Source organism: Thiomonas delicata (assembly GCF_900088825.1).
In the GTDB taxonomy this organism is placed as follows: domain Bacteria; phylum Pseudomonadota; class Gammaproteobacteria; order Burkholderiales; family Burkholderiaceae_C; genus Thiomonas_A; species Thiomonas_A delicata.
Genome location: NZ_LT592170.1, coordinates 390,231 through 411,747, shown reverse-complemented (window position 1 = coordinate 411,747; position 21,517 = coordinate 390,231). Strand labels below are relative to the sequence as shown.

Below are 21,517 nucleotides of genomic sequence, written 5' to 3'. Positions count from 1 at the left end.
GGGGTCGCCGCCCTCATGCGGCGGGGGCCAGGCCGAGCGCTTGCCTGTGCAGGTTGTTGTAGGCCGCGGCGGTTCGCGTGACGTCGAAGCGCTCGATCACCGTGTCCCGTGCGCGCAGACCCAGCCGCGTTCTTTCGTCCGGGCTGTCCAGCAGCTGCGCGATGCGCTGCTGCAGTTGCGCGGGATCGGAGGCGTCGACCAGCAGGCCGTTGTCGCCGTCGCGCACCACGTCGGGTATGCCGCCGACCCGCGTGCAGATCACCGGTTTGGCGCTGGCCATGGCTTCCAGCAGGGCGATGGGCAGGCCTTCCCAGCGCGAGGGCATGACGAAGACGTCGAGCGCCGCGACCAGGCGCGGCACGTCGGTGCGCATGCCGGTGAAGACGACGCAAGGCTCGAGCCCCATCTGCCGGACCATGGCGTGCAGCGCGTCCTGCAGCTCGCCGGTGCCGACCACCAGGCAAGACACCTCTCCGGCGCGGGCTTGCGGCATGGTCGCGAGGGCGCGGAACAGGTCTTCGTGGCCCTTTTGCGGGTGGAGCCGGCCCACCACGCCGAGGAGGGGGCGATCGGCGGGAAGACCGAATTCGGCGCGCACGCCTTCGCCGGAAACCTGCGCGAACTTCCTGAGATCGATGCCGTTGGGGATCGCCATCAGGCGCTCGGCCGGAATGCCGTCGCGCGTGGCCAGGGCCTGCGTGACTTCCTCGCTGCAGCCGATGACGCGGGTGCTCAGGCGGGCGAACAGCCGGTCGATGCCCTTGCGGAAACCGCCCTTCCAGGGGTTGACGATGTTGTGCACGGTGGAGAACACCACAGGCACGCCGGCGAGTTTCGCCGCTAGGAGGCTGTCGGACTTTCCAGGCTTACGCCTGATGGATCAATCCGAGACAATGGCGACAGTGCATTGAGGAGTTCCTCGCGATGAGCCGCTTTGTTTGTGTTGATCGAGACACGGCCTACCTTCTGCCGCCTTCGGTGGACGAGTGGTTGCCCAGTGATCACCTTGCGCGCTTTGTGGTCGAAGTGATTGATCGGCTTGATCTGGACGATCTGGTCAAGCAGTACGCGGGCCGTGGCTCTGCCGCGCATCACCCTGCGGTGCTGCTGGGGCTGCTGATCTACGGGTATGCCAACGGGGTGCATTCGAGCCGCAAGATCGAACGCGCGACCTACGACTCGGTGGCGTTCCGCTTTGTGGCGGCCAATACGCATCCCGATCACGACACGCTGGCGACGTTCCGTCGGCGCTTTCTGAAGGAGATCGAGGCGCTGTTCGTGCAGGTGCTGGTGCTGGCGCGCGAGATGAAGTTACTCAAGCTCGGTCACATTGCGCTGGACGGCACCAAGATTGGAGCCAACGCGAGCAAGCACAAGGCGCTGTCGTGGGGTCATGCCAACAAGATCGAGGCGCAGTTGCGCCAGGAAGTCCAGGACCTGTTGGCGCGGGCGGAGAAGGATGATGGATCCAGCGCGCCCGATGGCATGGATGTGCCCGCCGAGATTGCCCGCCGCGAGGACCGTCTGCGCGCCATCGCGCAGGCCAAGGCCAAGATTGCGCAACGCGCCGCCGAACGATTCAAGGCGGAGCAGCAGGAGTTTGAGGCCAAAGAGGCCAAGCGCCGCGCCCAGCGCGAGGCTGGCAAGAAGCCGCGCGGGCGGGATCCCGAGCCGCCCCAGGCCGGTCCCCAGGACGGCGACCAGGTCAACCTGACGGACGAGGAGTCGCGCATCATGCCGGTGTCCGGCGGCGGCTTCGAGCAGAGCTACAACGCCCAAGCCGGCGTGGACATCGAGACGATGATGGTGGTCACCGCGCACGTCACGCAGTCCTGCAATGACAAGCGCGAAGTGGTGCCCACGCTGGAGCAGATAGCGGCGTTGCCCGAGGCGCTGGGCACCGTGCAGACCCTGGTCGCCGACAACGGCTTTTGCAGCCAGGCGAACGTGGTCGCCTGCGTGCAGGCGGGAATCGAGCCGCTGCTGGCGATGAAGCGCGAGTCGCATCACGTGCCACTGGCCGAACGGTTTGGGCCCGACCCCGACGCGCCGCGAACTGCGGAGCCGGTCGCCAACATGGCCCACCGCCTGTCCACACAGGCAGGCCGGGCGCTGTACAAACTGCGCAAGCAGACCGTCGAGCCCGTGTTCGGCATCATCAAGCACGTCATGGGCTGGCGTCAGATGAGCATGCGCGGACTGCACAAGGCGCAAGGCGAGTGGAACCTCGTGACCATGGCCTGGAACATCAAGCGCATGCATGTGCTGCGCGCCAGGTGACGAGCAAAGGGGGAAGTGCGCCCAGATCACGCCCCACCGCACGACCTGCTACGCGCCCCAACGGGCCGCCCAGGAGCCTGTGCAAGTGATGAAGACGCTGGCGGCGTGCCGGGTCACGCAAAAACCGCGCCGCTCGCCGCCGCCACCCGCCCCTCGGGCTTAAGTCCGACGGTCTCCTAGCCGGCCATAAGTGTCGGCTGTGAACAAGTGGGTGTGCACGATGGCCGCCTGGTTGCGCCGCAACCAGGATGCGAGCCGCAGTACCAGCGAGACATCGAGCTTGCCGCGCCGGCCGAAAATGATTACGGGAATGCCGATGCGGGCGAACTCCTCCTCGAGCGGGCCGCCGCGGATGATGCAAACCACGGCATAGCGGAACCCGGGCTCGCGGTGCCGCATCAGGTCGAGCAACAGCATCTCGGCGCCGTCGCGCGGCAATTCGTCGATCATGTGGACGACCAGCGGAGAGTCAGCGTCGGCGTGGGGCATGTTTGTTCTTCGCAGATGTGGGCTGAGCCGCCGGGGGCAGCAGACGCGCGACGATGGCGAGATAGACCCAGAAAAATCCGTCCACCGAGGTATCGATGACATGGGTGCCGAACATGTTGACGCCAACCAACCCGGCGACGATGGCGACCGCGCCCAGGCCGATGATGCGATCGATGTCACAAGTCCCGCGGCGGTAGAGCCCCCAGCTGCGCCAGACCAGGGCGGCGAGGATGGCCAGCAGCGTCAGCAGGCTGGGGATGCCCATGTTCGACGCGGCATAGAGGAACATGTTCTGGTTGTCGGTCGCGCCGCCCGTCACGCCGCTGTAGTAGCCGGAAACGTAGCTCGGGACCAAGCTGGAAAACTGATCGAAACCCTTGCCCAGAAGCGGGCTTTCGAGCGACATCGTGATGGCGGCGTTCCAGAGGATGAGGCGCGAGTCGGCGCTTTTATCGATTTCGGCGCCCGGCGTGCGGTCGGTGTAGGTCTGCTCGACGCGCGCCTTCATGGAGTTCGGCACGAGCTCCGGAATGAAAAAATAGATCGTGCCCAGCACCAGCAGGACGAGCACGAGGAATTTCTTGCTCTTGACGAAAGACAGGGTCATCAACTCCATGGCGAACGCCAGATAGGCGCCGCGCGAAAACGCGGCGAGGAGCACCCGCAGGCCCACCAGCACAAGCGGCGCCAGGCGCAGCGATTTCCAGCGCGGAAAGTAATACGCCCCATAGGCCAGGATCGGGGCGAAGGCGTAAATGACCTGGGCCGCGAAGTCGTTCGGTTGTCCCACGGGTCCCAGCAGGCGCGACTTTTCGATACTGGCGTAATTGCGCGTTTCCCACCATTCATGCAGGCCGAACACATAGATGATCGCGGCCGAAACCATCATGTAAACGATCAGCCTCCGCGCCATGTTCTTGTCGCGGATGACGTTGACGAACAGGAAAAAAATGATGAACTGATCGAGAAAGCCGCGCAGCGGCTCGAGATAATTCCAGATGAACGGGTGAAGACCGATGCGCGCCATCGCCGTGAAGACGGAGATGAGGGCGAGTCCCAGCCAAAGGCTCACCATGCGGGTGAAGGGGTAGGGGCTAAAGAGTTTGGTCTGGTTTTTGTATGCGCTGATGATCCACACGGCAATCAACAGCAGTTCGAGCGAATTGGTTCCGTTGAGCCCGGGCGCGATCCGCGCCGCATAGAGCCGCGCCAGGGGCATGTAGATGATGAGCACCGCAAGCAGAGCCTCCGGGCCCTTGCGCAGTTGCACCAGCAGCAGCAATCCGAAGAGGGCCGCGAATCCGTACAGGATGAAGGCATTGGTATGGATCCTGAAGACGGTCAGGCTGATGGCAAAGACCGCCGGGACGGCGAGCAGGCGCAGCGTGGAGCGCAGCGGCGCGCCGGCCCAGTCGCTGGACTCGGTGCCAGGGTCCGCAGGCTGCGGCGCTTCAGCTTTTGATCTTCGCGTAGAGTTGGTGATAGCGCTCATTGCCGATGATGTGTTTTGCCAGGGTCTTGGTTTGCGCCAGACCGCGTGCCAGCAGCATGCGGCCTGGTCTCGCCAGGGCGTAATCGAGGAATGCCGCGTCGCGCATCCCGCGCCGCACGGCGATGCGCGGCAGGGGTTGTCCCGCCAAGGGGGCGTGAGGTCGCAGCATGCCGACCTCGGAGCCATGGAAGACTTGGAAACCGCACGACAGCCCAGCTTGTAGCACGGCGGCGTTATGGCGCCCGCCGGGGAAGGACATCTGGGCGACGGGTTGATGCAGCGCGTTGCGCAGCAATGCATGCGACTGGCGCAGTTCGTCGTGCATCTGCGGCGGCGGAAGGTCGCTGAGAAACCGGTGGGTGTGGCCGTGCCCGCCCACCAGCATGCCGGCGCGCGCCAGGGCGCGCAGTTGTTCCCACGAGCAATATCCCGGGCGTTGACCGATGAAACCGGTGGTGACGAAAAACGCCGCGCTCATGCCCCGTTCGGCCAGCAGAGGCAGGGCGAGTTCGGCGTTGCTGGCGTGGCCGTCGTCGAAGGTGAGGATCACGCCGCTGCCGCCGGTCCGGCCGGTTTCGAGTTGCGCCGGATCGAGCACCGGAATCGAGGCGTCGCGCAGCAGTTCGAGCTGGTGGGCGAAGGTTCGGGTGGAGATGGCGTAGGGCCTGTCCTCGGCCGCGATGGCGTCGAGTCCCTGCGCGTCGGCATACAGCGCGTGATACATCAGCACGACCACGCGATTCATGGAGGACTCCCTGGCATGTTCCCCATTCCAGACAAGCGGAAAGGGACGTGCATTTCCGGGCCTACGTGCAAAGGGATCATGTGGTTTTTTCCCATTTGGCGCTGGCGTGGCCGGCCAGAAAGCGCGTGAGTGCGACGACGGCGGCGGCGTTCATGTCGAAAAAGACGTGGGCGAAGCTGACCAGCTTGTTGCGCCGGGTCGCGGGAGCCCATTGCCCGGCGGCGGCCAGCAGGTAGAAGCCGAGCTGCAGCGCAAACGCGGCGCGGTAGGGCATGGCCGGCGCGATGGCGCTGGAAAGCAGGGCGACGACGAGGGCATAGGGCACGGCCAGCCGGAACACCTTGTGCGAGATGAACTGAAACCACACCGGATTGTCGAGCGGCGAGAACAGCCAGGGATGTCTGGTGAACGATTGGAAATTGCCGGTGAGGGTGCGGATCTTGCGCTTTTGCTCCGCGGCGGACTGGGTTTGCAGGGTGTCGTAGACATGCGCTTGGCTCTCCAGCAGGGTGCGCTTGCCCTGGCGCGCGATGTGCATGGGGATCTCGAAATCGTCGAGGATGGTGTCGGGCCGCAGCGGCTGGTAGTCGCGCGTGCGGATGGCGTAGAGCGCGCCGGTGGCGCCGACGGTGGAATGCAGCCGGCTCTCGGACTTGCGAATCCATTTCTCGTAGCGCCAGTACAGGCCGATGCTCGCCCCGGCTTGCGTCGCGCCGGGGCGGTGCACGAGTTCGCCGCTGACGGCGCCGACGTCGGCGTCGCAGAAGTCCGAGATCAGGCGGCGCGCGGCCTGCGGCTGCAGGTCTTGGCGCACGTCGCAGAACACGACGAATTCCGTGCTCACCTCGGCCAGCGCCAGGTTCAGCGCATGGGCCTTGCCCTGCCGCTGCGGATAGGCCAGCACGCGCACGCCCGGCATGTCGCGCACGGCGTCGGCGCAACCGTCGGTGGAGCCGTCCGAGACGACCAGGATGTCGAGCTTGTCCTGCGGATAGTCCAGCGCGCGCAGGTTGCGGATCTTCTGCGCCAGCCTGGCGCCCTCGTTGTAGGCGGCCATCACGACCGTGGCGCGCGGCAGGGCCGCGTCGTCCAGCAGCGCGCAGGGATGGCGGCGGCACAGGCGCGAGAGCGCCGCCACCAGCAGCGGGTAGCCGACGTAGGTGTAGGCGATGAAGAGGCTGGAGATCCAGAAGGCGATGGCTGCGGAGGACATGGTCTGGGCGGCGTGGGGCGGGCGCTGGCGGATCGGTTGGCTCGTGCTTCGGGGCGGGGTTGCCGTGGTTCGCGTCAGCCGACTTCCGCGGCCGAGTGCGCGGCAGGGCTCGCCGGCGCGGGCGATGCGTCGGCGGGCATGCAGTCGAGGTGGTCGCCGAGCAGGGCGGCGCAGATGGCGTCGAGAAACACCTTTTGCGCCGGGGTCGAGGTGGCGACATGGTCGATGGAGGCGAGAAAGCCGTAGTGCAGGCCTTCGCGCGGCAAGGCGTCGCCCATGGCGTCGCGAAACTGCTCGGCGTAGTTGGCGACGCCGAAATCGTCGCCCGCATGCAGCACGACGACCTTGACGCCACGGCGTGTCAATTCGCCCAGTCCACGCACCATCATCGGCTGCTTTTGCTCTGACGGGCCGGCTTGCTTGAACGTCTCGTTGCCGCGCCGGCGCAGGCGCTCGAACAGGCGGTGCGGCAGCCGCGCCAGGCCACGCCCGAGCCGGCGGACATCGCGCCGCAGCGCTTGCGGGTCGAACCCGTGTCCGCTCAGGCGCAGCCAGAGAAAGCGCGCCCGGCTCCTCGGCGTGGGGAAGGCGAAGGCGTCGTACAGGATGACGGCGCCGACCCGGGGGTCGGCCTGGGCCGCCAGATAGCTTGGCACGGCGCCCGAACAGAAGCCGAGCAGGGCGAAGCGGGCCACGCCGGCGCAGTCCTGCAGGGCGTCCATCGCCAGGCCGAGGTCCGCGACAGCCTGCCGCTCGTAGGGCAGCACGCCGTCCGCGCGCAGGCTGTCGCCCATGCCGTGCAGGTCGAAGCGGATCGAGGGGATGCCGCGCAGCGCCAGCTTCCGCGCCAGCTTGACGTTGATGCGGTGCGGCCCGATGCGGTGCACGACCCCGGAATTGAACATCACCAGGCCGAGCGGGGCTGCGGGCGCGGCCTGGTCCGCGGCGGGCAGGGTGAGGGTGCCGACCAGCGCTTGTCCGGGCCCGAAGGCGAGCGAGATCTCACGCATGGACCTGCTCCGTCAACTCGCTCAGCAGCCGCGTCACCCAGTGCATCGGCACGATGGCCGTGTTGAGCGCGCTGTTGGTCGCCCAATCGATGTCGCAATGCGAGGCCGAGACCTCGGCCTCAGGCAAACGCGACGGGTCGCGCGCGGCGGCGCACCGCGCCAGCACGTCGACGTCGCGGCTCAGGATGAGCAGTCTGTCGCAGCGGCCGGGCCAGCTGCGCATGAGGGCGATGCGCGCGATCTGCGCGCGGCATGGCGGCGTCAGCACGAAGCCCAGCGCCTCGGCCTGCGGCGCGGGAAGATTGAACGCCCGCAGTTGCGCATCCACGCGCCAGCGCGCGCCGAAGGTGCGTGCCAGGGCCTGCGCGTTGGCGCCGGCCAGTTCGTCCAGGTAGGCGAATCCGTCCGGCACCGGCTCCAGCATGGCCACGTGGGCGGCCGGCGTGGCCCAGCCCGCGGTCGCCGCCAGGGCGATGTTGCCCCCCAGCCGCAGTCCGATGCAGGACAGGCGCTCCGCATCGCTGCGCTGCAGCAGCAGGCGCCCCGCGGCCACGGTGTCAGCGATGCTGCCGTCGAGGTCGAAGTCGGCGTCTTCGCCGCCCGAGTCCCCGCTGCCGTAGTAGTCGAAGCGCAGCACATCGAAGCCGGCCGCCGCCAGGCGGTCGCCCAGCACGCGGTAGAAACGGTGGGCCCGAATGGCTTCCTGCCCGAAGGGGTTGCACAACAGCACGGCATGGCCGCGCGCCGTGGCGGCACGCGGTTCGAGGTGCAAGCCGAACAGTTCGCGCGCACCATGCGAGAAGCGCATCGGGGTCAAGACATGCCCTCCCAGACCAGCGCCGCGTCCTGACGCGCGACGCCCGCGAAACCGCCAACCACGGCCAGGGCCGCGGCGTAGCCGGGCGGACACGGCAGCGGGGCCAGGTCGACGGCGGGTTCGCCGCTGCCCAGCTGCAGCGTCATGCGCTGCGCCTGAAGCCCGACGTCGAGCGCGCGGGGTTCCAGGCCGAGGCCGACGCCCAGCGCCTTGAGACAGGCCTCCTTGCGCGTCCAGCAGCCGACGAACACCGCCGGATGGTCTAGCGGCGCGCACCGCGCAAGTTCGTCGAGCTCGCCGGCGCTGAGCACGCCGGCGGCCAGATCGGGGCCGGGAAGGTCGTCGCGCAGGGCTTCGATGTCCACCCCGACTTCGGGCCCCGAGGTGACGGCGATCAGCGCGATGTCCTTGCTGTGGCTCATGTTGAAACGCAGCGCCGCATCGCCGTTCGCGTGCCGATGCGCGAGCATGGGTTTGCCGTGCGCGTCGGCGTCGAAGCGCAGATGCTGAGGCGCGATGCCGAGATAGGCGCCCAGGACGCGGCGCAGCCAGGCGTGCGCGGCCACATAGCGGCGCCAGTCGTGCGCATAGACGAAGCGCTGGGCGCGCGCGAGTTCCGCGGCGTCGAGCAGGTTCACGGCGTCGGTGCCCATGTCGCGCAGGTCGATGTGCCACAGGTGCACGTCGCGGCCTTGCGGGCGCTGCAGAGCGGGGTTGCGACGCGCTGGCGCATGTTCGCGCAAGGCCTGCGCCGTCTGCGCCGGCGTGTGCGCCGCGGGTCCATACGGCGCGTTGCCGCGCGCGCGCAGCCAGCGCTGCGCATGGGGTTCGAGCATGGGTGTGGTCAACATGATGGTCTCCCTAGGGCTCAAAGTTCGACGCGGTCTTTCTTGCCGCGATGCAGGCCGCCGAACAAGCGCCTGACGAGGCCCGGCTTGTGCGCGGTCTCGCTTGGCATCGCGTCGTAGCTGCTGGCGATTTGCTCGAGCGATTCGAAGATCAGCAGGCGTGCGTTGGCGCGCTTGCCGGTGCGCTCGTACATGCGGATCACGGCCTGCATGGCCGTGAGCGAGTCCCCGCCGAGGTCGAAGTAGTTGTCCCGCGGTTCGATCTGTGCCGCCTGCAAGCCGAGCAGGGAGGCCCACACTTCGGTGAGACTCTGTTCCGTCGGGGTCAGCGCGCGGCCGGGTGCTTTGGGCTGGCGAACCGGAGACGCCGCGCCGGCAAGAACCGGAGCGTCATCCGGCGCAGCGGCGAGGTGGCGAAGCGACGCTGCCGGAGCCGATGCGCTGTCGTCGAGCAGGGCGGCGAGGGTTTGCTGCGGCTCGGCGGCCAGGCGTTCCAGCAATTCGAGATAGCGCGCGCGCAAGGCTTCGGCCGTTCGCGCCGTGTAGATGTCGGCGTTGTAGGTGATGCCGCCTTCCAGTCCGTGCGGCACTTCCATCAGCCACAAGCCAAGGTCTTCGGTGGCGCCCTTCTGGAAAATGAGGATGCTGCTCTGCGCCAGCCCACCCCATTGCCGCTCGCGTTCGCGCGCGTCCTGGAAGGAGAACAGGGCTTGGTAGATGCCGGCGTGCTGCGAGCGCGCCATCATGTCCGGCTCCATCGCCAGGCGCTCGAAGGGAATGTCCTGGAAATTCATGACATCGAGCAATTCCCGTTTCACGTCGCGCAGGAATGCGGTGGCGGGTTGCGTGGGGTCGATGTGCAGCTGCAGGGGAAGCAGGTTGTTGAAGAACCCCATCACCGGCTCGACCTCGGCCATCATGCGTCCTCGCACCGGCACGCCGACCACGATCGTGGGACTCGCGGCCACGCTGGCCATCATCGCGCCATACACGGCCAGGGTGAGCATGTTCAGCGTGACGTCGGTCTGCCGGGCGATGCCGCGCAGGCGTTCGGCGCTTGGCGCGTCGATGCGTACCCATTCCGTGGCCCCTTCGCCGCTCATGCCGGCGCTGCGAGGCTTGTCGGTCCTGGGCGCGCGCGGCGCAGGGGCCTGGGCCATGCGTGCGTTCCAGTCGCGCAGCTGGCGGTCGAAGTCCTCGCTTTGCATCCAATCGGCTTGCCAATGCGCATAGTCGGCATACGTCACGGGCAGTGCCGGCAGCGGGGCCGGTACGCCGCGCACGAGCGCCCCATAGCAGGCGGCCATCTCGGTGTAGAACAGATCGAAGGACCAGCCGTCCCAGATGATGTGGTGCGGCATGAACAGGAAGGCATGTTCCTGCGGCGCGAGCCGGTACATGGCGATGCGGAACAGCGGCGCCTGGTGGATGTCGATCGGTTGATCGACCAGGGCTTGCATGCGTCGCATCAGTTCGGCCTCGCGCGCGGCCTCGGGCAGCGCGCTCAGATCCTCGATGGGTAGATTGAACGGCACCGCGTCCAGCACGACCTGCTTGTGCCTGCCTTCGACCGTGTGGATGGCCGTGCGCAGAACGGGTTGGCGGCGCACCATCTCGCGCAGCGCGGCTTCAAACGCCGACAGGTCCAGGGGCCCGCGCAGGCGATGGGCGGACGGCGAGTTGTAGATGACCCGCCCGGGATGCAGTTCTTCCATGAAGGCGATGCGTTCCTGCTGCGCGGTGAGCGGTGCCGAGGTGCGCGCGGGATCGTGGCGGATGGCCGCGCGCTTGACGCCGCCGTCCTGCCGCGCGCGCTCCACCGCCTGCGCCATGCGTTCGGCGGTGGGCGACTCGAACAGGACGCGCAGGGGCAGGTTCAGGTCCAGTTCGCGGTTGAGCGCGGTGACCAGACGTGCGGCGAGCAGCGAATGGCCGCCCAGCGCGAAAAAGTCGTCGGTCACGCTCATGGCGGGGAGCTTGAGCACCTGTTCCATGGCCTCCAGCACGACCCGCTCCAGCGCGCTTCGCGGGGCGATGCGGCCGCGCGCGGAGGCGGTTTGCGGCATGGCTGGCGCGGGCAGGGCGCGGCGGTTCACCTTGCCGCTGGACAGCAGCGGAATCTCCCCGAGCTGCAGGATGTTTTGCGGCACCATGTAGTCGGGCAGAACCTGACGCAGACGGTCCCGCAACAGCTCCGTGTCGAGGTTTCCGGCCTGGCTCACGACATAGGCGGCGACGCGCGGGTCGCCGGGCGTGTCTTCGCGGACGATGGCCACGGCTTGGCTGATGCCGTGCAGGCCGAGCAGGTGGTTTTCGATCTCGCCGAGTTCGATGCGGTAGCCGCGCAGCTTGACCTGGTGGTCCGAGCGGCCGAGATAGTCCAGCGCGCCGTCGGCGCGCCAGCGCGCGAGGTCGCCGGTTTTGTACAGGCGCCCGCTCGGGTTGAATGGGTCGCCGATGAAACGCTCGGCGGTGAGATCCGGCCGTGCGACATAGCCCAGGCCAACCTGCACGCCGCCGATGTAGAGATCGCCCGCAACCCCGATGGGCAACTGACGCATGTGGGCGTCGAGCACGTGCAGCTGGGTGTTGGCGATCGGGGCGCCGATGGGCACGCCGCCCGATGGCTCGCCGGGCCGGCAAGACCAGGCGCTGACATCCACCGCAGCCTCGGTCGGGCCGTAGAGGTTCTCCAGCTTGGCTTGCGGCAGCAGGCGGAAGAAGCGCTCGACCAGATCGATGGGCAGCGCCTCGCCCGAGCACACCACCTGGCGCAGGGTCGTGCAGCCTGCCGCAGCGGGTTCGTCGAGGAAGAAACGCAGCATGGACGGCACGAAGTGCATCACGTCGATGCGTTCGCGCTGCACCAGCTCCGCCAGATAGGCGCTGTCGCGATGGCCGTCAGGCTTCGCGATCACCAGCGCGGCGCCCACGCTCAAGGGCCAGAAAAATTCCCAGACCGAGACGTCGAAGCTGAACGGCGTTTTCTGCAGCACGCGTTCGTCAGCCCGCAGGGCGTAGGCGTCCTGCATCCACAGCAGGCGGTTGACGATGCCGCGATGCGCGTTCATGGCGCCCTTGGGCCGGCCGGTGGAGCCCGAGGTGAAGATGACGTAGGCAGGGTCGGTCGCGCTGCCGAGCAGCGAGGGTTCGTCCACGGTGGCGGGCTCGCCGAATGGCACGTCGAGCAGCAGCACATGGCAGGCCGGGCCGCACGCCGCGCCGAGCGCGGCGTGTTCGGCGCGGCGCGTCACCAGCAATGCGAGCCGGGCGTCCTCGGCCATGCCTGCCAGGCGCTCGGTGGGAAGGCCGGGGTCAAGCGGCACATAGGCCGCACCGCTCAGGACCACGCCAACCAGCGCCACGACCAGATCGATGCCGCGTTCCAGGCACACGCCGACCAGCGCGCCGGGCCCTGCGCCCTGCGCGCGCAGGGCCATGGCCAGTTGCCAGACACGGCTCTGGAGTTCCCGGTAACTGACGACCTTCCCCTCGAAGACGAGGGCCGTGGCATCCGCGTTCTGCCGCATGCCGCGCAGCAGCAGGTCGGACAACCGCAAGTCCCGTGGGTAGGGGCGCGACGTGGCGTTCCAGGCTGCGAGCTGCGCCTGTTCCGCGGCGGTCGGCGCCAGCACGGCCGCCAGTGGCTGCGAGGCGTCGGTGCTGCAGCGTTGCAAGGCCGCACGATAGAGTTCAAGCCAGCGTCGCACCGTGGCCTGGTCGAACAGCGCGGTCTTGTACTGGCATTCCAGCAGCAGACCCTCGGCGTCCTGCGTGACGTTGAGGTAGACCTCGAAATTCTCGGCGCTGCGCGGATTGGAGAAGATCTCGGCCTTTAGTCCCGTGGGCGCGAATGCCGAGGGCTCGATGCGGGCGTCCAGATTGAACAGCGCCGACACCAGCGGCAGGCGGCCGGGGTCGCGCGGCAATTGCAGATGCTTGAGCAGGCTGCCGAAGCTCACGCCCTGGTGGTCGTAGGCGTCGAGCACGGCGGTGCGCGCCTGCAGGATCAGGCTTGCCGCATCGCGCTCGGGGTCGGTGGCGATGCGGATGGGCAGGAGGTTGACGCAATGGCCGACCAAGCCCTGCTGGCCTTCGGCGGCCTGTCCCGCCGTGGACACGCCGATCACCACCTCCTCCTGGCCCGAGATGCGCGAGACCAGGCCGGCGAACAGGGCGAACAGCGTCGCAAACAGGCTGGCGCCGTGCCGCGCGCCGAGCTTGCGCGCGGCGTCGAGCAGGGCGGCATCGATGCGCAAGTCTTCGCGCGCCGAGGCGAAACTGCGCCGCGGCTGGCGCGGACGATCGGTGGGGAGATCGAGTACGGGCGCGGATCTGTCGTAGAGCGACACCCAGTAGCGCGTGTCCGCTTCGGCGCGGCGCAGATGTGTTTCATCGAACTGCGCGAGCGCATAGCCGGCATAGGTGGCCGTTGCGGGCAGGGTCGAGGCGACTGCGCCGGGGTTGGCGCCGGGGGCTTGCGCGGCGGCGAGCAGGGCGGGTAGTTCGCCCACCAGCACCCCGAACGACCAGCCGTCGCACACGATGTGGTGTGCGGTGATCATCAACACCGCATCGTCCTCGGCCAGCAGTGCGATCTGGGCGCGCAGCAGGGGGCCGCGCAGCAGGTCGAAGGGTGTATCCACCTCGGCGCGGATGTGCTGGCGCAGCGAGGCCTCGCGCTGTTCGGGGTTCAGGGCCGTGAGATCGTGCACCGGCACGTGCAGTTCCAGGGCCTCGGCGATGTACAGGTCCTGGCCTTCGGCGCCGAGCGTGGCGCGCAACGCGTCGTGCCGGTCCACCAGGGCTTGCAGCGCGCTGCGCAGCGCGGTCTGGTCCAGAGGGCCGCGCAGACGCAGGGAGATGGACTCGTTGTAGGCCAGGCTGGCCTCGGTGCCGAGCTGGCAGGCCAGCCAGATCTCGCGCTGCGCCTCGGTGCTGGGCACCACGCGGGACAGCGCGGTGTCGGCGAAAGGGTCGTAGTCGACGGCGGACAGCGTGGCCGCGGCGGAGCCGGTCGCGTTCATGGGCGTGTCCTCGGAATGGTGGCGCCGAATGTTCATGCGCCCACCTTCAGGTATTTGGCCGGGTCGTCGGGGTTGGGCACGAACCAGGCGGGTTTGCCGCTGGGGTCCTTGCCCAGGCGGGCACCGGGCACCGGGGGCTTGGCGGCGTCGAACACGACGGACACGGGGGACTTGTGGCGCGGCAGGAATTCGGATTCCTGCAGCTCGCGCACGGAGTCCTTGAACGCGCCGGCGATGTGGACGATGTCGGCTTCGCTGTGCGCGGTGGTCAGGAAGCAGGGGAAGTTGTCGAGGATGTGCACGCCGCGGCTGCGCATCATGGCGAACAGCAGGTCCTGCAACGGGTGGTCTTCCAGCCAGGCCACGCGCCACAACGAGGCGAAATGGCGGATTTCCAACGGCGCGCCGTGCTCGCGGCAGAAGGCGCTGAGCTCGTCGGCCAGTGCCGTGGTGGCGGCGTTGAGCCGCTGTTGCAGCGCCGGGCCTTGCTGCTTGAGATGGGTCAGGCTGGCGTGGGCCGCGGCCAGCGCCAAGGGGTGACGCACGAAGGTACCGGCGAAGTAGGTGACGCCCACACTGGGGATGGAGTCGTCGCCGTACTGCCAGGCGCCGCCGTCGAGCGCGTCCATGAATTCGCGCTTGCCGGCGATGACGCCGATGGGCATGCCGCCGCCGATGACCTTGCCGTAGCTGGCCAGGTCGGCGCGCACGCCGAATACCTGCTGCGCCCCGCCGAGCGCGCAGCGGAAGCCGGTGATGACCTCGTCGAAGATCAGGCAGGTTCCGCTTTGCTCGGTGATGGCGCGCACGTCCTTGAGGAAGTCCACCGGCTGGAACTCGGGCCGGCGGCTTTGCACCGGCTCGACCAGCACCGCGGCGAGGTCGTCGGCATGGGCCCGGATGAATGCGAGCGCCTCGGGGGTGCCGTAGTCCAGCACGCGCACGTCGCCGAACATGCCGCGCATGATGCCGGGGGCGGCCGGGATGCCCTTGTGCTCGCGCCCGGAGCGCACCAGCACTTCGTCGAAGGTGCCGTGGTAGGAGCCGGTGAACAGCACCACGGTGCTGCGCCCGGTGACGGTGCGGGCGATGCGCACGGCGGCCATGACGGCCTCGGAGCCGGTGTTGCACAGGCCGGCGCGGTCGAAGCCGGTGAGCTCGCACACCAGCTCGGCCACCGGACCGGCCAGCGGATGCTGCGGGCCGATGTCGTAGCCGTCGTCGAGCTGCCTGCGCACGGCGTCCAGCACGAAGTCGGGCTGCCAGCCGAACAGGCTCATGCCGAAGCCGCTGAGCACGTCCACATAGTCGTTGCCGTCCAGGTCCCACAGATGGGAGCCCTTGCTGCGCGCGACGACGATTTGATAGACGATGTCCTTGATCATCGGCCGGAAGCCGTTGACCACGCGCGGGTCGGCCAGATGCGCGCGATGCTGTTCCGTGTACGCCCGGCTCTTGGCCGTGCGCTCCACGTAGCGGCGCATGAAGGCGTCCAGGCGCGCGCGCTGGCGCTCGGTCAGCGGGCTGGCCTGGGTATGGATGCGGGCGATCGCGCCGAAGGCCTTTTTCACGTCGTAGCGCTGGACGCCGGCATCGTCGGTGGCGCTTGCTGCGTCCGCCGCGGCCGTTGCGGTCGGCGCGGGAGCGGCGGGGGGTGTGGTGTCGGCCTGCGGTGCCGCGGGCTGGACCCCGCTCAGGAGCGCGAGCTGTTGCGCCATGAGTTGCATCTGCTGCTGGATGACCTGTTGCAGCAGAGGCGCGTTGGTGCCGGGGGCCGGCATGACGGCTGCGGGCATGGCCAAGCCCTGTGGCGCAGCTGCCGCAACGGTTGCGGCTTGCGGCTGGGTGGCGGGCTCCGGCGGCAATTGCGCGTCGAGGTGATCGGCCAGCGCGTCGAGGCTGCGCAGGCTTTCCATCAACTGGCGGAAGGTGACGCTGACGCCGAACTCGCGTTTGACCTGCAGCGCCGCCTGGGTCAGGGTGAGCGAATCGATGCCGAGCTCGACGAAGGGGATGGTGGGGTCCGTGTCGCCGAGGTCGCTGCCGGACACGTCGTCGAACAAGGCGCGCAGACGTGCGATCAGCTGGAGCTTCCGCGCGGCGGGCGCGTTGCCTGATGTCGCCGGATGGGTCGGTGCGGGCGTGGTGGAAGACATGGCGTTGGCGTGAGGCGGTGGAGTGAAGGCCAGCACCGCGGCGCTGGGGACGTCTGAAACGGGCCTGGCCTGTGGCGCGGATTCGGCTTGGGCATGGCCCGGCGCGTTTGTTGTCGAGCCGCGCTGTTGCGTCGCGGCGGCCTCGACCCAATAGCGCTTGCGTTCGAAGGCGTAGGTGGGCAAGGGGATGCGATGGCGCGCGGTGGCCGGGTTGGCCGCGGAAGCGGCCAGTGCAAGGCCCGCGGTCCACAGCGCGCCTTGTGCCAGCAGCATCTGCGCGGCCTCGGTTTCGGGCGTGTCGGCTAGGCTGGGAATGGCCAGCACGCTGCCGGCGGGGCCATGCTGGCGCGCCAGGGTGGACAGCGCGCCGCGCGGGCCGACCTCCAGGAAGGCGGCGTCGGTGTGGCGCGCGAGCGCCGTGCGGATGGCGGGGGAGAAGCGCACCGGCTCGCGCAGGTGGCGGGCCCAGTAATCGGCGCTGATGGCGTCGGCCTCGGTCATCCAGGTGCCGGTGCGGGTGGAGACGATGGGAAGGCTCGGCGCGGCGAGTGCGACGGCTCGGACCACGTCGGCAAACGGCGCCAGGGCCGGGTCCATCATGGACGAATGGAAAGCGTGCGAGGTTTGCAGCACGCGCGCCTGCACCCCGTCGGCCTCCAGCGCGGCGCGCCAGGCTTCGATGGCCTCGCGCGGGCCGGCGACGACGCAGGCCGCAGGGCCGTTCTCGGCTGCCAGGGCCAGCGCCTCGGGTAAGCGCGCCAGCACGTCGCTCGCGGACAGGCGCACCGACAGCATGCCGCCCGGGGGCAAGGCCTGCATCAAGGCGCCGCGCCGGGCCACGAGCTGCGCGGCGTCGCTCAGGCGCATCACGCCCGCCAGCACGGCGGCGACGAATTCGCCCACGCTGTGACCGATCAGCGCAGCCGGCCTGGCCCCGCGCGCGAGCCAGCTTTGCGCCAGGGCGTATTCGAGGCAGAACGTGGCGGGTTGGGTGGTGCCCGTGCCGGTGAGGAGATCCGCCCCCGGCGCACCGGGTTCGTTGCCGAACATGCGCGCGCGCAGGTCGAAGTCCAGATGCGGGGCGAGTGCGGCGAGGGCGGCGTCGAAGGCGGCGCGGAAATCGGCGTCGGCCGCGTACAGGCCACGGCCCATGCCGGCGTATTGCGCGCCCTGACCCGGAAACAGCCAGACCATGGGCGGCTCGCCGCTGCCGACTTTGCGCTGCGCGCGCCACGGGTGTGAGGCCGTTTGCAAGGCTTGCACGGCGTCCTGCGTGGTCTGCGCGACCACGCACAGCCGGTGCGTGAAGGCGCTGCGTCCCACTTGCAGGGTGTAGGCGGCGTCAGCCAGATTGAGGTCGGGATGGGCTTGGAGATGCGCGGCCAGCTCTGCGGCCACGGCGTCCAGCGCCGCGGGGCTCTTGGCCGAGAGCGCGAGCAATTGCGGGCCGACGGCGGCCGACGACGGCGCGGGCGCGGGGGCCTCTTCCAGCACCACGTGGGCGTTGGTGCCGCCCACGCCGAAGCCGCTGACCCCGGCGCGGCGCGGCTGCTCGCCGCGCGGCCAGGGCGTGAGCCGGTCGCAGACCATGAAGGGGCTGCGGGCGAAGTCGATGCCGGGGTTCGGCGCGGTGTAGTGGATGCTGGGCGGCAGGGTTTCGCGCGCCAGGGCCAGGGCCGTCTTGATCACCCCTGCGGCGCCGGCGGCGATGACCATGTGGCCGACGTTGCTCTTGAGCGAGCCGATGCGGCAAAAGCCCGCGTCGTCGGTGTGCTGGCGGAACGCGCGCGTGAGCGCCTCGACTTCCACCGGGTCGCCCATCGGGGTGGCGGTGCCATGGGTTTCGACATAGCTCACGCTGCGCGCGTCGATGCCGGCGTCGCGCTGGGCGGCGGCGATCACGGCGGCCTGGCCGTCCACGCTGGGGGCGGTGAAGCTGGCCTTGTCGCGGCCGTCGTTGTTGATGGCCACGCCGCGAATGACGGCGAGCACGGCGTCGCCATCGGCCAGTGCGTCGTCCAGCCGCTTGAGCAGCACCACGGCGGCGCCGTCGGAAAACACCGTGCCCTGGGCCTTGGCGTCGAAACTGCGCGTGGCGCCGTCGGGCGAGAGCATCGCGCCGTCCTGATAGAGGTAGCCGCTGTTGGGCGGACAGGTCACCGAGCTGCCGCCGGCCAGCGCCATGTCGCACTGGCCCGCGCGCAGGCTGATGACGGCCTGGGCGATGGCCACCAGCGAGGTGGAACAGGCGGTGTGCACGCTGACCGCCGGGCCGGTGAGGTTGAGCCGGTTGGCCACGCGCGTGGCGATGTAGTCCTTCTCGTTGCCCAGCATGGTCTGGAAGGCGCCGAGCGCCTCGACGAGTTCAGGCCGGTGCTGCACGTGATGCTGGAAGTAGGTGGCGTTGTACATGCCGGCGAACACGCCCACCGGCACGGTCGTGGCATCCGGCGCGTGGCCGGCACGCTCCAGGCATTCCCAGCACAGTTCGAGGAAGATGCGCTGCTGCGGGTCCATCAGCGCGGCCTCGCGCGGGGCGATGCCGAAGAAGGCGGCGTCGAACAGGTCGACGCCGTCGATCACGCCGCGCGCTTTCACGTAGTCGGGGTCTTGCGTCAGGCTGGCGGGCAGGCTGGGGTCGAGCTGGTCGGCGTTGAAATGGGTGATGGTGTCGCGTCCGGCGAGCAGATTGGCCCAGAACGTTTCGACGTCGGCCGCGCCGGGAAAGCGCCCGGCCACGGCCACGATGGCGACCGGGGCATGGCGCGCATCGGCCGGCGTCGAGCGGGTCGTGGCACGAGGCGCCTGCTCGCTCTGCGCGGCGGGGTCTTGCAAGGGTTTGGCCATGCGGCGCGCATCGAGCGCGGGGGCCGTAGCGGGGGCGTTCGTGAGCAGGCGCGCCAGCGCTTGTGGCGTGGGCTGGCCGAAGAAGGCATGGGTGCTCAGCGTCGCGGTGGCGCCGCCGCCCTGCCCGAGCAGGGCCAGCACGCGCAGCACCAGCAGCGAGTTGCCGCCGAGGTCGAAAAAATTGTCCAGCCGGCCGACCCGCTGCAGACCCAGGGCCTGCGCGAAGGCATCGCAGACGCGGCGTTCGGCGTCGTCCTGCGGCGTCTGGTAGGGCACGACCAGGTCGGGCCGTTCGGCGGAAGGCTCGGGCAGCGCGCGCTGGTCGAGCTTGCCGTTGGCCGTGATGGGCAATGCGTCCAGCCAGATGAACGCGGCCGGCACCATGTAGTCCGGCAGCCGCGCGGCGAGTCGCTCACGCAGTTCCGCCGTCGGAACCGGCCGCCCGGCGGCCACGCAATAGGCCAGCAGGCGCGCCTGGCCGGCGGCGTCCTTGCGCGCGATGACCGCGCAGGAGCGCACGGCGGGGTGCTTGGCCAGCGCGGTTTCGATTTCGCCGAGCTCGATGCGAAAGCCGCGAATCTTGACCTGGGTGTCCGCGCGGCCGACGTAGTCGAGCTGGCCGTCCGGCAGCCAGCGCACGAGGTCGCCGGTGCGGTACAGGTGCGTGCCGGACGGGCCGAACGGATTGACCACGAAGCGCTCGGCATCGAGCGCGGCCCGGTTCAGGTAGCCGATGGCCAGGCCGCTGCCGCCCACGTGGAGTTCACCCACCAGGCCCGGGGGCAGCAGCGTTGCCCCGGGGCCCAGCACATAAGCGCGGGTGTCGCGGATCGGCCTGCCGATGGGGATGGCGCGCAGGCCTTCCGGCAGCTCGCGCGGGATGGGGTAGGTGGTGGCGAAGGTGGTGCATTCGGTCGGGCCGTAGCCGTTGATGATCTGCGTCCCGGGCAAGGCCTGCAGCGCGCGGCGCACATGCGGCACGGACAGGGCCTCGCCGCCGGTGAGCAGCTGCGCGAGGCCGCACAGGGATGTGGGGTCGGCGTCCACCACGGTGTTGAACAGCGCGGCGGTGAGCCACGCGGCGTTGACGGCGTCGCGCCGGATGGTGCGCGCCAGCCCGGCAGGCGTGGGCAGGTCCTCGTCGTGCAGCACGCAGACGCCGCCGTTGAGCAGCGGCCCCCAGATCTCGAGCGTGGAGGCGTCGAATCCCAGCGGTGCGGCGTGCAGCATGCGGGTGTTGGCATCCAGGCGCATGAACGGCGCGTTCAGCACCAGGCGCAGGATGGACGCATGGCCGATGACGATGCCCTTCGGCGTTCCGGTCGAGCCCGAGGTGTACATGATGTAGGCAGGGGCCGGCGCAGCCGAGGCCGGGATGGCTGGGGCCGCCGCGCCGGCCATCCCGGCCTCGGCTGCGGGGTCGTCGGTCAACAACAAGGGCAGCGCGTGTGCGAGCGCGCCGCGGCGCATGGTGTCGGTGACCACCAGGCTGACCCCGGCGTCGGCCAGCATGAAAGCGATGCGTTCGGACGGAAGCTGGGCATCCAGCGCAAGATAGGTGCAGCCGGCCTTGAGTATGCCCAGGAGGACGGCGATGCTGTCGAGGCCGCGGCCGAGCGCCACGCAGACGACGGCGCCAGGCTGTGCGCCGGCATGGCCAAGCCGGGCGCACCAGGCTTCGGCGCGCGCCTCGAGTTCGCGGTAGCTGAGCGTTTCGCCGGCATGCGTCAGGGCCGGCGCGTCGCCGCGCAGGGCAGCCTGCTGCGCGAACACGGCATGCACCGCGCGTGCCGCATCGGGCGGATCTGCCGGCGGATTCAAGGCGTCGAGCCAGGTGCGCTGCGCGTCGCTCAAGGTCGGGACTTCGCGCGCCAAGCCGTCCGGGTGCGCGATCAGGACGCCCATGGCGTGCGCCAATGCCGCCAGCATGGCATCGGCCTGCTCGGGGCCGAGCCGCGCTGCGGCGTAACGCATGCGCAGCGCGCCATTCGGCTCCAGGGCGATGGCGATCGGAATCCCATGCTGCGTGATGCGCGCGGCGTCGACACCCTGGCCCAGCCAGAGCGCCGCCGATGTGCCGGGCCAGGACGCGGCGGGGAGCTGCGGCGACGCGCGCCGGATCGCGTCCACGTTCTGCATCCAGGCCCGCGCGGTGGCCTGCTCCGGCTGGCCGTAGGTGCAACGCGTCAGCGCGGGGCGGCCCGAGGCGGGTTCGCCGGCATCGGCTGCAGAAACCGGCGCGCGGAGTTCGTCAAGCCCGATCCGGGGGGCGCCGAGCCACCGCAGCAGGAGCAGAACCCAGGCGGCAGCGCCGGGCGTGTCGTCCAGCCAGCCCATGCGGGCGGCGAGGTCCTGGATTCCAGACGTGAGCGCGGCGGGCAGTTGAAGCGCGGCCTCGGCGCAAGAGGCGTCGTGCTCCTTGCCCGGGAGGGCGCGGAGCAGGTCGAGCACGGCGGATGCGGCAGCAGGCGCGAAGGCAGGCGCAGATGCCGGCGTTAGCGGCCTTGCGTTGACGGATTCGGCTTGCATGTCGGAGATCTCTTTTTCCTTGATCCGCGCTTCGCATCGTCCGGGTCCTGGCGATGGAGGCGGT

Annotated in this window: 11 protein-coding genes; 1 reads left to right on the top strand and 10 read right to left on the bottom strand. The window is 69.3% G+C overall.

From position 1 onward, the window contains the following. Window positions 1–13: 13 nt before the first annotated feature. Entirely contained in the window at window positions 14–877 is an 864-nt protein-coding gene (locus tag THIARS_RS02040; protein WP_094159250.1) for a glycosyltransferase, read from the bottom strand. A gap of 47 nt (window positions 878–924) precedes the next feature. On the opposite strand from THIARS_RS02040, the gene THIARS_RS02035 reads away from it, so the two are divergent. Then, the gene (locus THIARS_RS02035) at window positions 925–2,280 is read left to right on the top strand and encodes an IS1182 family transposase (protein WP_094159249.1); all 1,356 of its coding nucleotides are present in this window, start codon (window positions 925–927) and stop codon (window positions 2,278–2,280) included. 159 nt (window positions 2,281–2,439) lie between these two features. On the opposite strand, the gene THIARS_RS02030 is transcribed toward THIARS_RS02035, so the two are convergent. The 9 genes from THIARS_RS02030 to THIARS_RS01990 all read right to left on the bottom strand — a co-directional run bounded on the left by THIARS_RS02030 (window position 2,440) and on the right by THIARS_RS01990 (window position 21,375). Further along, a complete protein-coding gene (locus THIARS_RS02030) occupies window positions 2,440–2,769 on the bottom strand; it encodes a glycosyltransferase (protein ID WP_245845433.1) in 330 nt (109 codons plus the stop codon). Beyond that, the gene (locus tag THIARS_RS02025) at window positions 2,750–4,261 is read right to left on the bottom strand and encodes an O-antigen ligase family protein (RefSeq protein ID WP_094159248.1); all 1,512 of its coding nucleotides are present in this window, start codon (window positions 4,259–4,261) and stop codon (window positions 2,750–2,752) included. Before THIARS_RS02025 ends, THIARS_RS02030 begins: the two co-directional genes overlap by 20 nt. Beyond that, window positions 4,221–5,006: a polysaccharide deacetylase family protein gene (locus tag THIARS_RS02020; protein WP_094159247.1), complete on the bottom strand. Its 786-nt coding sequence runs from the start codon at window positions 5,004–5,006 to the stop codon at window positions 4,221–4,223. The genes THIARS_RS02025 and THIARS_RS02020 overlap by 41 nt, the downstream gene beginning before the upstream one ends. A gap of 76 nt (window positions 5,007–5,082) precedes the next feature. Beyond that, the gene (locus THIARS_RS02015; RefSeq protein WP_094159246.1) at window positions 5,083–6,219 is read right to left on the bottom strand and encodes a glycosyltransferase family 2 protein; all 1,137 of its coding nucleotides are present in this window, start codon (window positions 6,217–6,219) and stop codon (window positions 5,083–5,085) included. 74 nt (window positions 6,220–6,293) lie between these two features. Beyond that, window positions 6,294–7,229: a serine aminopeptidase domain-containing protein gene (locus THIARS_RS02010; protein WP_094159245.1), complete on the bottom strand. Its 936-nt coding sequence runs from the start codon at window positions 7,227–7,229 to the stop codon at window positions 6,294–6,296. Then, window positions 7,222–8,037 carry a serine aminopeptidase domain-containing protein gene (locus tag THIARS_RS02005; RefSeq protein WP_245845731.1) on the bottom strand — a complete coding sequence of 272 codons (816 nt, stop codon included), beginning with the start codon at window positions 8,035–8,037 and terminating at the stop codon, window positions 7,222–7,224. Before THIARS_RS02005 ends, THIARS_RS02010 begins: the two co-directional genes overlap by 8 nt. Before the next feature lie 5 nt (window positions 8,038–8,042). Then, entirely contained in the window at window positions 8,043–8,897 is an 855-nt protein-coding gene (locus THIARS_RS02000) for a 4'-phosphopantetheinyl transferase family protein (RefSeq protein ID WP_094159243.1), read from the bottom strand. Between the two features lie 17 nt (window positions 8,898–8,914). Then, a complete protein-coding gene (locus tag THIARS_RS01995; protein ID WP_186436534.1) occupies window positions 8,915–13,921 on the bottom strand; it encodes a non-ribosomal peptide synthetase in 5,007 nt (1,668 codons plus the stop codon). Between the two features lie 32 nt (window positions 13,922–13,953). After that, the gene (locus tag THIARS_RS01990) at window positions 13,954–21,375 is read right to left on the bottom strand and encodes a polyketide synthase (RefSeq protein ID WP_245845432.1); all 7,422 of its coding nucleotides are present in this window, start codon (window positions 21,373–21,375) and stop codon (window positions 13,954–13,956) included. Between the last annotated feature and the right edge of the window lie 142 nt (window positions 21,376–21,517).